Origin of the sequence: Cognatishimia sp. F0-27 (genome assembly GCF_020667845.1) — a bacterium.
In the GTDB taxonomy this organism is placed as follows: Bacteria; Pseudomonadota; Alphaproteobacteria; order Rhodobacterales; family Rhodobacteraceae; genus JAFMPQ01.
Genome location: NZ_JAFMPQ010000048.1, coordinates 14,990 through 33,037, shown reverse-complemented (window position 1 = coordinate 33,037; position 18,048 = coordinate 14,990). Strand labels below are relative to the sequence as shown.

Here is an 18,048-nt window from a genome sequence, read left to right as displayed (position 1 = left end):
CCTCGGCATCCCACCCGGTTTCTTTGGGCCGGAAATATCCCGGGGGTGTGGGGGCTGGCCCCCACCTTCACCATGCACCAACCCTGCAAGCGACGCCGGCCTGCCATGTGCTTTGATCAGCCCCGGTCCAGCGGCAAGGCCCGCTCGATCAGGCGCGCAAAGAAGCTCGCCCCGACCGGCGCGATCCGATCGTTGAAATCATAAGCCGGGTGATGACAGCCCGGCGTGTCTCCCTGCCCCACGAACAGGTATGCGCCCGGCCGCGCCTGCAACATATACGCGAAATCCTCCCCCGGCGTGATTGGCGGCGTGTCCGCGTCCACCTTGTCGGCCCCGACAACCTCGCGCGCCACCTCCGCCGCAAAGGCCGCCTGCGCGGCATGGTTCACCGTGGGGGGATACCCGACCTCGTAGTCAAGCTCGGCTCCCATCCCGAAACTCTTTGCCTGAAAAGTCACCAGATCGGCCATCCGCGCGCGCACGACCTCCTGCACCTCCGGCTCGAAATACCGCACGGTGCCGTTGACATGAGCCTTGTCGGGGATGATGTTCGACGTGGTCCCGGTGTGGATCTGCGTGACCGACAGCACCAGGCGGTCGAGCGCGTTGACATTGCGCGCCACGATGCTCTGCAACGCCATCACCATGGCAGCCGCACAGAGCACCGGATCGCTTGTTTCCTGCGGCGTGGCCCCGTGCCCGCCAACGCCCCGCACGACGATGGTGAATTCGTCCACCCCCGCCAGAAGCGTGCCGGAATTGGTGTGAAACGTGCCCTCTTCGAGCCCGGGCGTGTTGTGCAAACCATAGACCTCCGCGATGTCAAACCGCTCCATGATCCCCTCTTCAACCATGATCCGCCCTCCGCCTTCGGCCTCTTCGGCTGGCTGAAAGATCAGCGCCACGCGCCCGGCAAAATTGCGCGTCCGTGCCAGGTATTGCGCCGCACCAAGCAGCATGGTCGTATGCCCGTCATGCCCGCAGGCATGCGCGCAGCCGGGCACGGTGGAGGCGTGGGGCGTGCCGGAAAGATCCTCCATCGGCAAAGCATCCATATCCGCGCGCAACCCGATGGTGCGGCCTGGCGCGCGCCCTTCGATGATCGCCACCACACCAGAGGTGGCAATGCCCTGATGGATCTCCGTGATCCCGGCGGCCCGGAGCCTCTCGACGACGAATTGCGCGGTTTCATGACAGGCCAGCCCCAGTTCGGGATGCGCGTGCAAATGCCGGCGCCACCCCGCCATCTCCGCTTCCAGCGCCGCAATCGAATTTATTACCGGCATCCCGATCTCCTTGTTGCCATAACCTTCATGGGGACGACCCCGCCCTGAAAGAGCGCGGAACCGGCCCGCTGCAGGCGCGCGGTCGACATGGCGCTCCCGGCCGATCCGGCGCGCGCATTTTCCGACGCGCGTCCCGGCCCGCCCGGCGCCGGCCCGTAGACGGGCCGCGCGCGCTGCTCCATCCCGCAGCGCCCGATCCTCCCGCCCAATTGTAACGGTTCCATAACCGCGCGGAAGACACCAGCACGAGACTCGCCCCGCCAAGGCTTGGCGGTCACCGGCGCGTCGCCAGACTACCGGACGAACAGGCCGTCTCGCCCGCGTGGCACCGCGCCGCACCCGCGTCCCGCCCGTCGGCTCAGAGACGGCGGGAGACGGGGTCCGACAAGACGAAGAGACACCGGCACAGGCGCCAGCAACGCTCCAAATGGCCGCGCCCCACGAACCAAGAGCGCTCCGGGCCCCGCGCGGGCGCAGGCGGCGCCCGACATGCACGCCGCCGCGTGCGGCCTGCCTCTCGCCCTGGCATCAGCATCCCCGCCAACGCGCGTCCGGCCGCTGGCCCACAAGCCGACGGCCACGGCACGCCCGCCCCGGTTGTTGCGCCCTCCCCGCTCTGGACTCCGCACCCGCCTTCCACCAACAGTCGGGTCAGACCCTGCAAACCGGAGCCGCCCATGACCGATACTGCCCGTCCCGATCTCGATGAACACGGCCTGCCCGCAGACCGCCCGGGCCTCGGGATGGCGCGTCTGCTGGAGATCATGCGCCGCCTGCGCGATCCGGACAGCGGCTGCCCCTGGGACATCGAACAGGATTTCGCCTCCATCGCGCCATACACGATCGAAGAAGCCTACGAGGTGGCGGATGCGATCGAGCGCGAGGCCTGGGACGAGCTCAAGGGCGAGCTTGGCGATCTGCTCTTCCAATCGGTTTTTCACGCGCGCATGGCCGAGGAGCGCGGGCTGTTCGCATTTGATGATGTTGCGCGGGGCATGGCCGCCAAGATGGTGGCCCGCCACCCCCATGTCTTCGGCGCGCAGAGCCGCGACAAAAGCGCGGAGCAGCAGACCCGCGATTGGGAAGAGATCAAGGCCGCCGAACGCGCGGCCAAATCGGTCACCGGCGTGCTTGACGATGTGGCTGCCGGGCTTCCGGCCCTGATGCGCGCGGTCAAGCTGCAAAAACGCGCGGCCCGCGTGGGCTTCGATTGGCCATCGACGGACGAGGTGATCGACAAGCTGATCGAAGAGGCCGACGAGCTGCGCCGCGCGGCCCCCGGCCCGCATCGCGAAGAGGAATTCGGCGATCTGCTCTTCGTCATGGCCAATCTCGCGCGCCATCTCGGGATCGATCCGGAAACCGCCCTGCGGGGGGCAAATGCCAAGTTTACCCGCCGGTTCCGCAGCATCGAGGCCGCCCTTGCCGCCGAGGGACGCCGACCGGAAGACAGCGACCTGACGGAAATGGACGCGCTTTGGGACGCGGCAAAGGCCGCGGAAAAATCTTCGCAGAAGCAGGGGGAGAAGACGAACGCCTTGAGGTCCCCGAAGCCCGACGCGTCCTGAACCGATCCCCGGACCGTCCCGCGCCACGGGCGATCAAACCCGGCACCGCATAGGGCCAAAAGCCTAAGCCCCCGACCCTGCGCCGGGTGCCATCCCGACATAGACCATCCCGACATAGGCCAACCCGGCAAGCTCCAGCCCGAACACCGCCCCGGCACTTGCTATCGCGTCACGCGCCAGCCCAAACACCGTCGCGGCGCGCTATCGCGTCGCGCGCCAACCCAAACACCGTCCCGACACCCGCTATCACGACGCGCGCTAACCCAAACACCGTCCCGGCACAGGCCAGCGCAAACACCGTCCCGCCACAGGCCAGCGCGTTACGCATCAGCCCGGCTGGCGCACGCCACCGCCAACCGCACGGCGCAGCGGCGCGGCCCGCTTTGCTCCGCCCCGCGCCGATCCGCGCCGATCCGTTTCGTCTCGCTCTGTTTCATCTCCGTGCGCCCCGCTCTAATCCATCCCGTTGGGCAGTCGCCAGTCTGCTCACAACGCCCTTTTCCGGAACGGTGCTTGCCGGGCGCCTCACACAGCGGCCGTGCGACCGGCCTTGATCCGATCGGTCACGCGACGGCAAAAGTGGCTGGCCCATGCCCGCGCCGTTCCTGTCCCTGCCGCGCCGCCTTCCCGCGCTGTCCAAGTCCCGCTTCCGAAAAACCGGTCAGACAGGCGCATCCGTCACACGACACAAAAAAACGGCGCCCCGGAGCGGGACGCCGTTCTTGTTTGACTGCTTGGTCCGGACCACGCGCCAAGCAGCGGCGCGTGGCGCAGCACAGGATTACTGCGCGTCGCTGATGAACTTCACCGCGTCGCCGAATGTCTGGATGTTTTCCGCGGCATCGTCCGGGATCTCGATACCGAACTCTTCTTCGAAAGCCATGACCAGCTCGACCGTGTCGAGGCTGTCGGCACCCAGATCGTCGATAAAGGATGCGTTGTCAGTGACTTTCGCTTCCTCGACGCTCAGGTGCTCGACGACAATCTTCTTAACGCGATCTGCGATGTCGCTCATTTTTATTCCTCACTTCTGCGGGCCGTTGCGACCCTTGCCGTGCCCACGCCCCACCGGTCATTGGTGGATCAGCCGTTCCGGGCGGAGTTGACCGGGACACGCCCGGGGTGGAAGGCGAACCCGCTGCCGGGCCCACCGATTTCTTGCGCGCCTATACCACAGGCGCGGGGGATGGCAAATGCTTTCGCATCCCGGGGTGCCGCGCCATTTGCCGGCGCTCAGAGCATGGCCATGCCGCCATTGACATGCAGCGTGGTGCCCGTGACGTAGCCCGCCTCGGGTGAGGCGAGATAGAGCACACCCGCCGCAATCTCGGCCGGCGTGCCCATGCGCCCGGCGGGAATCTGGGTCAGGATCGCGGCCTTCTGATCGTCGTTGAGCTTGTCGGTCATGGCCGTTTCGATAAAGCCCGGCGCGATGGAATTGACGGTGATTCCACGCGTGGCAACCTCGTAGGCGAGCGATTTCGACATGCCCACGAGCCCAGCCTTGGCAGCGGCGTAATTGCCCTGTCCCGGGTTACCGGTGGCCCCGACGACGGACGTGATGTTGACGATCCGGCCCCAGCGCGCCTTCATCATGCTGCGCAACACGCCCTTTGACAGGCGGAAGGCCGCGGTCAGGTTGACCTCGATCACCTGCGCCCATTCTTCTTCGGACATGCGCATGAACAGGTTGTCCCGGGTGATGCCGGCATTGTTGACAAGGATGTCCACCGCTCCCATGGCCTCGGCGGCCTGCTTTGGCAGCGCCGTGACCGCTTCGGCATCCGACAGGTTGCACGGCAACACATGCGCCCGCTCGCCAAGCTCGGCTGCGAGCGCCTCCAGTGGTTCTGTGCGCGTGCCGGACAGGCCCACAACCGCTCCCGCCCCATGCAACGCACGGGCGATCTCCGCCCCGATGCCGCCGGACGCCCCAGTGATCAACGCGGATTTTCCGCTCAGGTCAAACATGGGTTTCTCCCCTTTTTGCAGTTCTTTGCCGTCTCTTGCGTGACGCGCGCTCATCCCGCCGGCTCAGAAGAGCCCGCGGGTCTCGCAATCGCGCCTCTCAGCCCGCGTCCGTTGCCGCGGCCGTCACATCCGCCGCGCTTCCCACAGCGCGCACCGACGCGCCGCGCTCGATGCGCCGCACCATGCCCGAAAGCGCCTTCCCGGCGCCGATCTCCCAGAACGCATCCACGCCGTGGGAGACCATGAACTGCACGCTTTCGCGCCACCGCACAACGCCGCAGATCTGCTCGACCAGCAGGCCCCGGATCGTCTCCGGATCGCTCACCGCCTCGGCCTTGACATTGGCCACGAGCGGCACCGCCGGCACGGCGATCTCCGCTTCTGCCAGAGCCTGCGCCATGGCTTCGGCGGCCGGTTGCATCAAGGCGCAGTGGAACGGCGCGCTGACCGGCAGCATCACCGCCCGCTTGGCCCCCTCGTCCTTGGCCAGCGCCGCGGCGCGTTCCACCGCATCCTTCGTGCCGGAGATCACCACCTGGCCGGGGTCATTGTCATTGGCTGCCGACACAACGGCACCCTCGGCAGCACGCGCCGCGACCGCCTGCACCGTCGCAAGATCCAGCCCCAGGATCGCCGCCATCGCGCCTTCGCCGACCGGCACAGCGGCCTGCATCGCCCGCCCGCGCGCCCGCAACAGGCGCGCGGCGTCCGTAACGCTCAACGCCCCGGCGGCGGTCAGGGCCGAATATTCGCCAAGCGAGTGGCCCGCCACAAACGCGCCGGACGTGACCGCGATCCCTTCTGCTTCCAGCGCCCGCATGGCCGCAACGGAGGTTGCCATCAGCGCGGGCTGCGCATTCTCTGTCAGGGTGAGCGTCTCGATATCCCCGTCCCAGATCAACCCGGAGAGGCTTTCGCCCAGTGCATCATCCACCTCTTCGAACACCGCGCGCGCCGCCGGGTAGGCATCCGCCAGATCGCGCCCCATGCCAACGGTCTGTGCGCCCTGTCCCGGGAAAATGAATGCTCGGGTCATACTGTCCTCCTGGCCCTCGTTTTGCTCTCCCTACAGGGGGCGCGCGCCGCGCGCAACTCGCTGGCGACGCTTGTGGGTGCGCCGCCAAGGCCTGCCCGGAACCGCCCGCCGGTCTTTCCGGGATGCAGGCGTGCTCCGCCATATCAGGGGCGGGACGGGTTGGAAGGGCCCGCCCTGTCCGCCTCTTCCCGGCAATATCATGAAACCCGAGACGTCGTCGGGGAGCATGGCTCTCCCGCCAGACGCGCCCTCCGCCGGATCGAACCGCCGCGGCACCGCTGATCTGGCATGGAGCGCCGCCAAAGGCTCTGTCCGCGCGGCATCGAGCGTGCCAACCGGACCTGATGGATCGGCTTGCGATGATCCGTATCAACCGTGGCTTGCTTGCCGATCTGCCGGCCCGGCTCCTGCCCGACCAATTCTGACGGACCGCCCGCTTTCGCGCCGTTCCGAAACGCGCCGCAGATACGGCAAACCGCGACCAACACTCCGCGACCGACGATCACAGAAGGCTGACCACTGACCACTGACCACTGACCACAACCCACAACCCACAAACTACAAACCACTAACCACAGCCCAAAACCCACAAACACGGTGAGCCCCAGACGCAAAAAAGGCACCGGGTCATCCGGTGCCTTCATTAAAGCTTCTGGTCACGTGACCCGCTCGGGTCAGGCCCGATGCGGACGCATCGTCACCCCTTGGGCTGCTTGCGGCTCTTCGGCCTTGTCGCGCCCGGCGGTTGCGCAGAGGATACAGGCCAAACCAGCCGCCGCCATGAAGAGCGTCATCGCCAGCCGGATCAGGGCCATGCCCGCCTCCGCGCCGCTTGGAGGGAAGGCCCAAAGGCCGAGGGAGGACACCATCAGGGCGGCTCCCACGATTGCCAGCATGAGCCGGGCAACCATACCCGCAGCGGAAGAGCGTTTCGGGGCGGTGCGGTGGATCGTGATCAACGTCTCTGGCATGGGGTAACCTCGTCCTCTTTGGCTTGCCTTCATACTTGCGGGCCATTCGTGGAGAAATTTGGGCAAGGCAGCGGCAATGCTGCGGCGTGCGGCGCAACAGGCGTGCGGCGCAACAGGCCCGCCGCTTGCCCGCACCACAGTCCTTGCGCAACCCCGCCACTGGCAACCGGCGTAGCGTTGGCCCCGATAAGTGTCGCCGCGCCCTGCGCAACTGGCAAATCCTGCGCCCCATGCCCGCCCCCGCGGCGCGCAACCGGAGCCTTGTTTGCTGGCACCATCATCCTGGGAGTGGCCGCCGCCCTTCTTGTTCCGCCACAAGCGCCCCGCGCGCCCTTGCGTGCTCTGCAAGCCGTTGAGGCTTCGCACGCGTGCGACGGGAACAGGAGCAGCGACAGCGACAACGCCAACGACGAGAACAAGAACAACGACGACGAAGACGAAGACGAAGACGAAAACAAGAACAAGAACAAGAACGGCACCGGCAACACAAAACACAGGCGCAAGCCCCGCATCACCCGACAGGCCTCCCCCTGTTTCCAAGGTGCCCCGCGACGCGCCAATACGCTGGCCGCCCCTGCCCGAGCGCATCCGCCGCAAGACCCTTGCATCGCGCTGCCAGACCTGTATACCGCGCGGGTCTTCCGCAGAACGCACAGAACCGCGCAGTCTCTCGTGGGCCGGGGCGGAAGACCTGAGCCCGAGCCCTATGAAATGCGCCAGACATGATCGGAGATCGCATGCCGCTTTATGAGCATGTTTTTATCGCGCGTCAGGACTTGTCCAACACGCAAGCCGAAGGCCTTGTCGAGCACTTCGGAACCGTCCTTGCCGACAACGGTGGGCAACTCGTGATGAGCGAGTACTGGGGCGTCAAGACGATGGCCTACAAGATCAACAAGAACCGCAAGGGCCACTACGCCTACATGCGCACCGATGCACCGGCAACGGCCGTGCAGGAGATGGAACGCCTCATGCGCCTGCATGACGACGTGATGCGCATCCTGACCATCAAGGTGGACGAGCACGCCGAAGGCCCCTCGATCCAGATGCAAAAGCGCGACGAGCGTGATCGCGGCGAACGCCGTCCCCGTCGCGACTGACCCGACAAGAAGAGGAGATAACCCATGGCTGCAAAACCGTTTTTCCGCCGCCGCAAGGTCTGCCCCTTCTCGGGCGACAATGCACCCAAGATCGACTACAAGGACACCAAGCTCCTGCAACGCTACATTTCCGAGCGTGGCAAGATCGTCCCGTCCCGCATCACCGCCGTCTCGGCCAAGAAGCAGCGTGAGCTGGCCCGTGCAATCAAGCGCGCCCGTTTCCTCGCCCTTCTGCCCTACGCCGTGAAATAAGGAGCGCGCCCCATGCAAGTCATTCTTCTTGAGCGCGTCGCAAAGCTTGGCCAGATGGGCGACATCGTCGACGTCAAGCCCGGCTTCGCACGCAACTACCTGCTGCTGCAGGGCAAGGCGCTGACCGCGTCGAAAGAGAACATCGCCCAGTTCGAAGAGCAAAAGGCGCAACTCGAAGCCCGCAACCTCGAAACCAAAGGCGAAGCGGAAGCGCTCGGCGCACGTCTCGACGGCCAGCAGTTCGTGGTGATTCGCCAGGCTTCCGACGGCGGCAACCTCTACGGCTCCGTGACCACCCGCGACGCGGCGGTCGTGGCCACCGAGGAGGGCTTCTCGCTCGACCGCAAGCAGGTCATCATCCGCCAGCCCATCAAGGAGCTCGGTCTGCACGAGGTCGAGGTGCACCTGCACCCCGAAGTCATGGTCACCATGACCCTCAACGTAGCCCGCTCCCCCGAAGAGGCAGAGCTTCAGGCCTCCGGCAAATCCATTCAGGAGCTTGCCGCAGAGGAAGAAGCCCAAGCTGAATTCGAAATCGCCGAACTCTTCGACGATATCGGGGCAGCCGCCGATGAGGACGAGGCAATCGCCGAGGCCGTCGAAGCCGGCAGCGACGAGGCAGACGAAGACAAGCAGGACTGATCGCGCGCCCGTACGGGCCGCCCAGACCTTCGAAGATCAAACCGCGCGCCCCTCCGGCGCGCGGTTTTTTTGCGCCCGGTCGACACGTCGGCGTTAACCCTGAACTAGGAATTCTTTTGCCGAAAATTCCCCCTTCCGGCATAGTCTTGCGCAATTTACCTCAGTTTTAGCAGAAATGTGACAGTCCTTCCGGTCAGTCGCATGATGCGTGTAACCATTCGCGAGTAACCTGATGCAATCAATCGATGCGACCGTAGGGGCGAGGATCCGGCAACGTCGGCTTGAACTCGGATTGACTCAAACCGATCTTGCTCAACAAATATCGGTGCGGTTTCAACAAGTTCAAAAATATGAAAATGGCCAGAACCGCGTGGCCGCGTCCCGGCTCTGGCAGATATCGCGCGCGCTCGACACGCCGATGTCCTATTTCTTTGCCGATATCGGGGAGGATCAATTGCCAAAGCCTCTGCCCGCACCCAGCCGCCGCCAGCAAGAGATCCTGCGCCTGATCGGCGCGCTCTCCGACGTGCAGCGCGAGGCTGTGCTCGCCTTTTTGCGCTCGCTCAACAAAGACGAAAAGGTCCGACGCTAGCCGCGACCGGCCTTCACCAGAGCGTCAATCGCCGCCATCCCCGTCGCCGTCCCACGCACCGCCCGGTGCGGATGGGTCATGGTCGGAGTAGCGCTCCCCTCCATGCCACTCGATCCAGACATAACCGCCGGTCTCGGTGCGCCGCAGCGTCCTGCGTCGCCGCGCATCGCTCCAGAAGCCAAGGATCAAGACCGCGGAGAAGAGGAAGTGACCCGCCAAATCCATCGCGCTCGCGATGATCTGGCTAATGTCGGCGGTGATCCCGCCCGGTAATGCATTCAGTGTCATTGCGGCCCGATTATCGAGGGTATGCAACAGGATTATGACACTGCCCTGTGGCGGGCCGCGCCGCGCACGCTCCCGGTGCACCTGCCCTTCGCACGCCTCTCTGCGCACACTATCCTGCCCACACTGCCCTGCCCACGCGCCTAGCAGAAATCGCCACCCTGCGCACAGGGCGTCAACGCAGCAAGCGCCGAGCGCCAAGAAGCCGGTTCCCCGCCACACCGACAAAAAAAGAGCGCTCCCGTGGAGCGCTCTTTCCAGAAGTTCAGACGGAAGACCCTATTCCGCAGGCATGGCCAACTCGGGCTCGAACCCAAGCGGATGCGGCAGCTTGTCGAGCATTTCCTTGGGGCAGACTTGCACAAAATTGGCCAGTTCCACGTCCCAGTTCTGCAAGATGTCCTGCGCCTTGCGCGAGCCGGTTTCCTCCGCATGCCGTTCGATCAGACCGCGCAGCTGCGCCTCCCATTCCGGCGCACAGACCGCACCCGTGACAATGCTTTCCATGTTCATCATCGAAAGAGCCTCGCGCTCCGGGTCGTGCAGATAGGCCATGCCGCCCGTCATGCCCGCGCCGAAATTCGCCCCGATTGCGCCAAGGATGACTGCAACACCGCCGGTCATGTATTCACAGCCGTTGGAGCCGCAGCCTTCGACAACAACCTTCGCGCCCGAGTTGCGCACCGCAAACCGCTCGCCCGCACGACCGGCGGCAAACAGGTGCCCATCGGTCGCGCCATAAAGCACGGTGTTGCCCACGATCGTGTTTTCCGACGCGGTGAGCGGCGAGACCTGTGGCGGGCGCACGACGATCAACCCGCCCGACAGCCCCTTGCCCACGTAGTCATTGGCATCGCCGGACACTTCGAGCTTGAGCCCCGGTGCGGCAAAGGCCCCGAGCGACTGGCCCGCCGAACCCGTGAGCTTGACATGCAGGTGGTTCGGTTGCAGCGCGTTGCGCATGCCGAACTTGCGCACGATATGGCTCGACACCCGCGTGCCCACCGTCCGGTGCGTGTTCTGCACCGCGTAGGACAGCTGCATTTTCTCGCCTTCTTCAAGGAAGCGTGCGGCGTCGCGGACGATCTCGGCATCAAGCGTGTCCGGCACGGGATTGCGAGGCTTGTCGATGTCATAAACGATGCTGTCCGACCCATCGACGCGGATCAGAAGCGGGTTGAGGTCGAGATCGTCAAGATGCTCCGACCCGCGCGACACCTGGCTGAGCAGATCCGCGCGCCCGATCACATCCGACAGCGACCGCGCCCCGATCGAGGCCAGCACTTCACGCACTTCCTGCGCATAGAAGGTGATGAGGTTCACCACCTTGTCGGCATTGCCCGTGAACTTCGCACGCAGGCTTTCGTCCTGCGTACACACGCCCACCGGGCAGGTGTTGGACTGGCACTGGCGCACCATGATGCACCCCATGGCGATCAGCGCGGCGGTGCCGATGCCGTATTCCTCGGCCCCCATCATCGCCGCCATCACGATGTCGCGCCCGGTGCGCAGCCCGCCATCGGTCCGCAGAGTCACGCGCGAGCGCAGGTTGTTCATCGCAAGCACCTGATGCGCCTCCGAAAGGCCCATCTCCCACGGAAGGCCGGCATACTTGATCGACGTGGCCGGGCTGGCGCCCGTGCCGCCATTGTGGCCCGAAATCAGGATCACGTCGGCCTTGGCCTTGGCGACGCCTGCCGCGATTGTGCCGACGCCCGAGGACGCGACGAGCTTCACCGTCACCTTACAGCGCGGGTTGATCTGCTTGAGGTCATAGATGAGCTGCGCCAGATCCTCGATCGAGTAGATGTCGTGATGCGGCGGCGGGCTGATCAGCGTCACGCCCTTGGTCGAATGCCTGAGCCGGGCGATCAGATCCGTGACCTTCATTCCCGGAAGCTGGCCGCCCTCACCGGGCTTGGCGCCCTGTGCGACCTTGATTTCAAGCTCCTCGCACTGGTTGAGGTATTCCGCCGTCACGCCAAAGCGCCCGGATGCCACCTGCTTGATCTTGGCCGACGGGTTGTCGCCATTGGGCTCGGGCACAAAATGCGCCGGATCCTCGCCGCCCTCGCCGGAGTCGGACTTTGCGCCGATGCGGTTCATGGCCACGTTGAGCGTCTTGTGCGCCTCGGGGCTCAGCGCGCCCAGGCTCATGCCCGGCGTGACAAACCGCTTGCGGATGGAGGTGATCGACTCGACCTCCTCCAGCGCCACCGGCTCACCCAGGGGCTTGATCGCCAGAAGGTCCCGCAGATGGATCGGCGGGTTCGCCTGCATCGCCTTGGAATAGGTCTTCCACATCTCGTAGGACGCGCGGTTGCACGCGGCCTGCATGAGGTGCATCGTCTGCGCGCCCCAGGCATGGGTCTCACCGGTCTTGCGCGCCTTGTAGAAGCCGCCGATGGGCAGCACGTCGCGCCCGCCGCCAAAACCCTGCGCGTGGATTTCCTCGGCCTTGCGGCGCAGCCCGTTGAGGCCGATGCCGCTGATCCGGCTGATCATGCCGGGGAAGTATTCCGCGCACATCGCGCGGCTGAGACCCACCGCCTCGAAGTTGAGACCGCCGCGATAGGACGAAATCACCGAGATGCCCATCTTCGACATGATCTTCAGAAGGCCCTGGTCGATCGCCTCGCGGTAGCGCGCCACGGCCTCCGTCAGCGTGCCGTCGAGCAAGCCGCGGTCGATGCGGTCCGCAAGGCTGTCCTCCGCGAGATAGGCGTTCACCACCGTTGCACCCGCCCCGATCAGCACGGCAAAGTAATGCGGGTCGATACATTCGGCCGACCGCACGTTGAGCGAACTGAAGGTCCGCAGCCCCTCGCGCGTCAGGTGGCTGTGCACCGCACTGGTCGCCAGGATCATCGGGATCGCCACGCGATCCGCGCAGAGATGCTCGTCGGTCAGGATCAGATGGCCCGCGCCGGACCGCACCGCGTCCTCCGCTTCCGAGCGGATCCGGCTGAGGCTCTCGCGCAGCGTGCCGGAGCCCGCCCCCGCCGCAAAGGTGCAGTCGATCTCGACCGCCGGCGACTTGAACTGACGCTTCAGCTCCGCAAACTGCGCATTGCCCACAAACGGGCTGTCGAGCACAAGGATCTCCGTCTGTGCCGAGCTTTCGTCCAGCACGTTCTTGAGGTTGCCGAACCGCGTCTTGAGGCTCATCACGCGGAATTCGCGCAAGCTGTCGATCGGCGGGTTGGTCACTTGGCTGAAGTTCTGCCGGAAGTAATGCGACAGCGGCCGGTAGGTCTTTGACAGCACCGCCGACGGCGTGTCATCGCCCATCGACGCCAGCGTCTCCTTGCCGTCTTCGGCCATCGGCGCAAGGATCTGCTCCAGCTCCTCGATGCTGTAACCGGCAGCAATCTGACGCCGCCGCAGCTCCGCCCCGGTGAACATCGGCGCCTCGGACACTGCCGCGAGCGGCGCATCAAGCTCGGTGATCTTGCCGACCCAGTCGCCGAAGGGCTGCGCGCTCGCCAGCCGGTCCTTCATCTCGCGGTCGTGGTAGAGCTTGCCCTCTTGCATATCCACCGCAATCATCTGGCCGGGCCCAAGCGCCCCTTTTTCGCGCACGGTCGCCTCGTCGGTCGGAACCATGCCCGCCTCGGAACCGGCAATCAGCATCCCGTCGCCTGTCACCACGTAGCGCATCGGGCGCAAACCGTTGCGGTCCAGACCGCCGCAGACCCAGCGCCCGTCGGTCATTGCCAACGCCGCCGGCCCGTCCCACGGCTCCATGACCGAGTTGCAGTAGGAATACATGTCGCGCCACGCCTGCGGCAGTTCCACCGCCTGCTTGGACCACGATTCCGGGATCAGCATCGTCTTGGCCATCGGCGCGTTGCGCCCCGCGCGGACCAGCACCTCGAACACCGCGTCGAGCGCTGCCGAATCCGATGCACCATTGGCGATGATCGGCTTGATGTCCTCCGCCATGTCGCCAAAATAGCTCGATGCCATCCGGATCTCGTGGGATTTCATCCAGTTGATGTTGCCCTTGAGCGTGTTGATCTCGCCGTTATGCGCCAGCATCCGGAACGGCTGCGCCAGCCACCATTGCGGGAAGGTGTTGGTCGAATAGCGCTGGTGATAGATCGCAAAGGCGCTCTCGAACCGCGCGTCGAGCAGATCGGGGTAAAACTCGCCCACCTGCTCGGCCAGCATCATGCCCTTGTAGATGATGGACCGGCAGGACAGGCTCGCGATATACAAGCCGCCCAGACCGCCTTGTGCGGCGGCCGCCTTCTCGATCCGGCGGCGGATGACGTAAAGCTCGCGCTCGAAGGTTTCCTCGTCCACACCCTTGGAGTTGGAAATCAGGATCTGCTCGATCTCGGGCCGCGTCGCATTGGCTTTCTCGCCAAGGCACGACACCTCGACCGGCACATGCCGCCAGCCGTAGATGTAATACCCCATGCGCAGCACTTCGGTCTCAACGATGGTCCGGCAGGCTTCCTGCGCGCCGAAATCCGTGCGCGGCAGGAACACCTGCCCCACGGCCATCATCTCGTCCATGCGCGGGCGGTGCCCGGTGCGTTCGATCTGGTCATAGAAGAACGCAACAGGGATCTGCACGTGAATGCCCGCACCGTCGCCGGTCTTGCCATCCGCGTCCACCGCGCCGCGGTGCCAGATCGCCTTGAGCGCGGCGATGCCGTTCTCCACAACCTTCCGCGACGGCTTTCCGTCAAGGCTGACCACAAGGCCGACACCACAGGAGGAATGCTCCTCGCTCTCGTGATAAAGCCCGTTCTCGGCCATCCACTGGCGCTTGGCTTCTTCGGCCGCGGCCCAGTTTGCATCATAATTGGTCATGCGTGATCTCCCATTGGGGATGGATACTTGGCTTCGTATTCAGCCTCGGTCGCCCGCTTGTGATCGCCGGGCAGCCGCGCCCAGCACAGGGCGCGGTCGGTATAGATTTCGGATTTGAGCGGCCAGTCGCCTGTCGCGGCGAAAAGGCCCGGCATGAAATCCCGTTCCGCGCGGTCATCGTCGCGCATGTAAAGATGGCTGCCGCAGCGGCCACAGAAGGCGCGATAGGAGACCGGCGAGGATGGATGCTCCATCACCGGACCGCTGAGCGCGAAATCCGAGGCCGGAAACGCGGCAAACACAGCGCCAGACCACCGCTTGCACATGTCGCAATGGCACAGCCCTACCCAGCCGGGCGGGTCGTTCACCGCGACGGAGACCGCTCCGCACAGGCACTGGCCCTCGATACGGCTCATGGTTGCACCCCGAAAAACGCCTGTGTCTCGGCGGTGCTCATCTTGCGATGCGTGCCCGCCAGCGCATAGCCCGACGGGCAGCAATCGGCAAAGAACTCGATCTCCATCCGCCCGTGGCCCGCATCCTCGAACAGCCCGGCGGCAAGATGGCGCACGCCGTCCGCCCGCGTGCCATACCAGAGCGTCGAGCCGCATGTGCCGCAAAACCCGCGCTCGGCCCAATCCGACGACTGGAAGCTGCGCGCCGGTCCGGTGATCTCGGGCGCCTCTGTCTCGATCGACACGAACAGGCCGCTGGTGTGGCGGCGGCACATGGCGCAATGACACGCGTGCAGGCGCGGCTGCGTGGCCGCGCGCGCGGTCACTGTCACCGCACCGCACAAACAGCGCCCTTCAAGCGTGGTCCCGTCCGCCGCCATGTCCGCCCTCTCCAGATGAGTCAGGGTTGCTGACCCGCCTCCATTGTTCCGCAATCGCTTATATGCCCGTGATGCGCATGCAATGTGCATGGATTGTGCATGCTTTGTGCATCCCTATTCCGCGGCGACAGATCCCGCCCCGGCAAGGTCTGCGATAATCGCCTCGGCGCAGTCGCGCCCGTCACGGATGGCCCAGACCACAAGGCTCGCGCCCCGCACGATGTCACCCACCGCGTAGACGCCCGGAAGGTCCGTGCGGCCGGTGGTGAACTCCGCCTTCACGGTGCCCCAGCGCGTCACCGCAAGCTCGGGCTGACCCCAGAGCTTCGGCAGGTCCTCGGGCTCGAAGCCCAGCGCCTTGATCACCAGATCGGCCGGCTCGTCATACTCCGAGCCCTCGATCACCTCGGGGCTCTGACGGCCCGTCGCATCCGGCGCACCAAGCCGCATCTTTTGCACGACCACGGCGTTGACCGGGTCGCCCTTGAACGCAACCGGCGCGGTAAGCCACTCGAATTGCACACCTTCTTCCTCGGCATTCTGCACTTCGCGCTGCGAGCCGGGCATGTTGGCGCGGTCGCGGCGATACAGGCATTTGACGGATGTGGCGCCCTGCCGGATCGCGGTGCGGACGCAATCCATGGCGGTGTCGCCGCCACCGATCACGACCACGCGCTTGCCTTCCGCGTTGAGCCGGCCTTCGTCGAATTCCGGCACCGAGTCGCCAAAAGACTTGCGGTTGGAGGCGGTAAGGTAATCGATCGCGCGCTCGATTCCCGTCGCGCCCGCGCCCGGCCCCGGCAGGTCTCGGCTCTTGTAGACCCCGGTGGCGATGATCACCGCGTCATGCTGTGCGCGGATCTCGTCAAAGGACATGTCCTCGCCAACAGAGCAGTTCATCACGAAGCGCACACCGGCCTTTTCAAGTTGCTCGTTGCGGCGCATAACCACTGGTTTTTCAAGCTTGAATCCCGGAATGCCATAGGTCAGCAACCCGCCCGCCCGGTCGTAGCGGTCATAGATGGTGACCTGGAAGCCGGCGCGACGCAGCATGTCGGCGGCGGCAAGCCCGCCCGGACCCCCGCCAATGATTCCAACGGATTCGCTGCGCTCCACGGCCGGCTTCGGGATCTCGACCCAGCCCTCTTCCCAGGCTGTATCGGTGATGTATTTCTCTACCGCGCCAATCGTCACGGTGCCATGGCCGGACTGCTCGATGACGCAATTGCCTTCGCACAAACGGTCCTGCGGGCAGATGCGGCCGCAGATCTCCGGGAAAGTGTTGGTCGCCTGGCTGACCTCATAGGCCTCCCGCAGACGGCCCGTCGCCGTCAGACGCAGCCAGTCGGGGATGTTGTTGTGCAACGGACAATGGCTCTGGCAATACGGCACGCCGCACTGGCTGCACCGCGCGGATTGCTCCTCGGCCTTGGCACGGGCATACTCGGCATAGATTTCCTGGAAATCCTCGCGCCGCGTCTCCGCCCCGCGCTTCTCGGGCATCTCGCGCGCAGTCTGCACGAATTTCAACATCGGCTGCTTTGCCATCAACACACCTCCAAAGCGGTCAGTCCGCACTCTCTAAAAGAGGATCGCCCGAAAGAAAAGTCATTTATACTGACCTATTAACAAGATTTTCCTCTGAGCACCCAAAAGATGCTTGCTCCACAGGGCGATTATACGTCCGGATCGGATATAATTTTTGTCTTTCAACGTATTTTCAATCAGTTATACCACATCCAACAACGTCCGGGACCGCACGTCATGACTTTTACTTACCTGATGATCCTCGCTCTGATCCAAGGTGTGACGGAATTCCTCCCGATCTCCTCCTCTGGTCACCTGATCTTGCTGCCGAATCTGACCGGACATGAGGATCAGGGCCGCATCATTGATGTCGCCGCCCATGTGGGCACGCTCGGCGCGGTGGTGCTCTATTTCTGGAGCGATGTGCGGCGCGCCGTCATCGGCACGGGCCGCCTTGTGCAAGGCCGCGTCGATACGCAAGGCGCCTTTCTGGCGCTCTGTCTGGCGATTGCAACCGTGCCTGTGATCCTCGCCGGCCTGGCGCTCAAACTCACGGGCCTGGATGAAGCCATGCGCTCCACCGCGGTGATCGGCTGGACCATGCTGCTGTTCGGTCTGGTCCTCTACTGGGCAGACAAACGCGGCGCGCAGAGCAAGACAGCCGAAAACTGGAGCCTGAAAGACGCTCTGATCATGGGGCTTTGGCAGGCCATCGCGCTCATTCCCGGCACATCGCGGTCCGGCATCACGATCACCGCGGCGCGGCAACTGGGATACGCCCGCACCGATGCCGCCCGCCTCGCGATGTTGATGTCGATCCCCACGATCATTGCCGCCGGCACACTCTCCGCGCTCGACGTGATCGCGGATATGGATTTGGCGGCGGCCCGCGACGGGGCCATTGTTGCGGTGTTTTCCTTTGTCGCGGCCCTTGCTGCGCTGGTCTTCATGATGCGCCTTTTGCGGTCGGTCAGCTTCACGCCTTACGTGATCTACCGGGTGATTCTCGGAAGCGTCCTCCTGATCATCGCCTATAGCTGACGACCGGGCACAGAACCGGGCACCTGCGCGTCAGGGCCGAAGATCACGCCGGACCGACCCAGCACTCGCTGTCCCCCGCACGCGGTCCCGCCCGGGCCTGCCCCTGCATGCCTTCGAG

At 64.9% G+C, this 18,048-nt stretch carries 16 protein-coding genes; 6 read left to right on the top strand and 10 right to left on the bottom strand.

What is annotated here, in order from left to right:
* Positions 1 to 116: 116 nt before the first annotated feature.
* Positions 117 to 1,286, bottom strand: coding sequence for a M20 aminoacylase family protein (locus tag J1C49_RS19440; RefSeq protein ID WP_227447499.1), 1,170 nt, complete (start codon positions 1,284 to 1,286; stop codon positions 117 to 119).
* A gap of 677 nt (positions 1,287 to 1,963) precedes the next feature.
* Here J1C49_RS19440 and mazG point away from each other — a divergent pair.
* On the top strand, positions 1,964 to 2,854 hold the full coding sequence (gene mazG / locus J1C49_RS19435; protein WP_370639439.1) for a nucleoside triphosphate pyrophosphohydrolase: 891 nt from the start codon (positions 1,964 to 1,966) through the stop codon (positions 2,852 to 2,854).
* A 781-nt stretch (positions 2,855 to 3,635) separates the two neighbouring features.
* Here the strand turns inward: mazG and J1C49_RS19430 are convergent.
* From J1C49_RS19430 to J1C49_RS19415, 4 genes are all read right to left on the bottom strand, one after another.
* Positions 3,636 to 3,869, bottom strand: coding sequence for an acyl carrier protein (locus tag J1C49_RS19430; protein ID WP_227447498.1), 234 nt, complete (start codon positions 3,867 to 3,869; stop codon positions 3,636 to 3,638).
* Between the two features lie 218 nt (positions 3,870 to 4,087).
* Complete coding sequence (gene fabG, locus J1C49_RS19425) at positions 4,088 to 4,825, bottom strand: 3-oxoacyl-[acyl-carrier-protein] reductase (protein WP_227447497.1); 738 nt, start codon at positions 4,823 to 4,825, stop codon at positions 4,088 to 4,090.
* Positions 4,826 to 4,922: 97 nt separating this feature from the next.
* The gene (gene fabD / locus J1C49_RS19420) at positions 4,923 to 5,861 is read right to left on the bottom strand and encodes an ACP S-malonyltransferase (protein ID WP_227447496.1); all 939 of its coding nucleotides are present in this window, start codon (positions 5,859 to 5,861) and stop codon (positions 4,923 to 4,925) included.
* 674 nt (positions 5,862 to 6,535) lie between these two features.
* On the bottom strand, positions 6,536 to 6,832 hold the full coding sequence (locus J1C49_RS19415; protein WP_227447495.1) for a hypothetical protein: 297 nt from the start codon (positions 6,830 to 6,832) through the stop codon (positions 6,536 to 6,538).
* Positions 6,833 to 7,569: 737 nt separating this feature from the next.
* On the opposite strand from J1C49_RS19415, the gene rpsF reads away from it, so the two are divergent.
* The 4 genes from rpsF (at position 7,570) to J1C49_RS19395 (ending at position 9,418) form a co-directional block, all read left to right on the top strand.
* Complete coding sequence (rpsF, locus tag J1C49_RS19410; RefSeq protein WP_227447500.1) at positions 7,570 to 7,932, top strand: 30S ribosomal protein S6; 363 nt, start codon at positions 7,570 to 7,572, stop codon at positions 7,930 to 7,932.
* Between the two features lie 24 nt (positions 7,933 to 7,956).
* Positions 7,957 to 8,184, top strand: a complete 228-nt coding sequence (gene rpsR, locus J1C49_RS19405; protein ID WP_008328567.1) for a 30S ribosomal protein S18 — start codon at positions 7,957 to 7,959, stop codon at positions 8,182 to 8,184.
* 12 nt (positions 8,185 to 8,196) lie between these two features.
* Positions 8,197 to 8,826 (top strand): 50S ribosomal protein L9, encoded by a 630-nt coding sequence (rplI, locus tag J1C49_RS19400; protein WP_227447494.1) that lies wholly within the window; start codon positions 8,197 to 8,199, stop codon positions 8,824 to 8,826.
* A 232-nt stretch (positions 8,827 to 9,058) separates the two neighbouring features.
* Positions 9,059 to 9,418, top strand: coding sequence for a helix-turn-helix domain-containing protein (locus tag J1C49_RS19395; protein ID WP_227447493.1), 360 nt, complete (start codon positions 9,059 to 9,061; stop codon positions 9,416 to 9,418).
* 24 nt (positions 9,419 to 9,442) lie between these two features.
* On the opposite strand, the gene J1C49_RS19390 is transcribed toward J1C49_RS19395, so the two are convergent.
* From J1C49_RS19390 to J1C49_RS19370, 5 genes are all read right to left on the bottom strand, one after another.
* A complete protein-coding gene (locus J1C49_RS19390; RefSeq protein WP_227447492.1) occupies positions 9,443 to 9,706 on the bottom strand; it encodes a hypothetical protein in 264 nt (87 codons plus the stop codon).
* Positions 9,707 to 9,982: 276 nt separating this feature from the next.
* On the bottom strand, positions 9,983 to 14,527 hold the full coding sequence (gltB, locus tag J1C49_RS19385; RefSeq protein WP_227447491.1) for a glutamate synthase large subunit: 4,545 nt from the start codon (positions 14,525 to 14,527) through the stop codon (positions 9,983 to 9,985).
* Positions 14,524 to 14,943, bottom strand: coding sequence for a GFA family protein (locus J1C49_RS19380; RefSeq protein ID WP_227447490.1), 420 nt, complete (start codon positions 14,941 to 14,943; stop codon positions 14,524 to 14,526). The genes gltB and J1C49_RS19380 overlap by 4 nt, the downstream gene beginning before the upstream one ends.
* The gene (locus tag J1C49_RS19375) at positions 14,940 to 15,362 is read right to left on the bottom strand and encodes a GFA family protein (RefSeq protein WP_227447489.1); all 423 of its coding nucleotides are present in this window, start codon (positions 15,360 to 15,362) and stop codon (positions 14,940 to 14,942) included. Before J1C49_RS19375 ends, J1C49_RS19380 begins: the two co-directional genes overlap by 4 nt.
* 114 nt (positions 15,363 to 15,476) lie before the next feature.
* Entirely contained in the window at positions 15,477 to 16,910 is a 1,434-nt protein-coding gene (locus tag J1C49_RS19370) for an NAD(P)-dependent oxidoreductase (protein ID WP_227447488.1), read from the bottom strand.
* Between the two features lie 216 nt (positions 16,911 to 17,126).
* On the opposite strand from J1C49_RS19370, the gene J1C49_RS19365 reads away from it, so the two are divergent.
* A complete protein-coding gene (locus J1C49_RS19365; RefSeq protein WP_227447487.1) occupies positions 17,127 to 17,930 on the top strand; it encodes an undecaprenyl-diphosphate phosphatase in 804 nt (267 codons plus the stop codon).
* Positions 17,931 to 18,048 lie beyond the last annotated feature (118 nt).